This window comes from Metasolibacillus fluoroglycofenilyticus, from assembly GCF_003049645.1.
Classification (GTDB): domain Bacteria; phylum Bacillota; class Bacilli; order Bacillales_A; family Planococcaceae; genus Metasolibacillus; species Metasolibacillus fluoroglycofenilyticus.
On the sequence record NZ_PYWK01000035.1, the window covers coordinates 1 to 310 of the forward strand.

The window sequence follows — 310 nt, forward strand, 5'->3', positions numbered from 1 at the left end:
CTGATTACAAGTCAGTTGCTCTACCAACTGAGCTACACCGGCATTTTGTTTGGTGGAGGATGACGGGTTCGAACCGCCGACCCCCTGCTTGTAAGGCAGGTGCTCTCCCAGCTGAGCTAATCCTCCAAAAATAAACATTATGTATGCTTGTTCTTTCAAAACTGGATAAACGAACATTGAAATAAGTTTTAATTGTGGTTAAGTCCTCGATCGATTAGTATTCGTCAGCTCCATGTGTCGCCACACTTCCACCTCGAACCTATCTACCTCATCGTCTTTGAGGGATCTTACTTACTTGCGTAATGGGAAA

At 44.5% G+C, this 310-nt stretch carries 1 tRNA gene and 1 rRNA gene; both read right to left on the minus strand.

Annotated elements, in window-relative coordinates:
• Positions 1 to 50 precede the first annotated feature (50 nt).
• Positions 51 to 126, minus strand: a tRNA-Val gene (locus C9J36_RS17155).
• Positions 127 to 194: 68 nt separating this feature from the next.
• Positions 195 to 310 (minus strand): 23S ribosomal RNA (locus C9J36_RS17160); the annotation flags it as partial.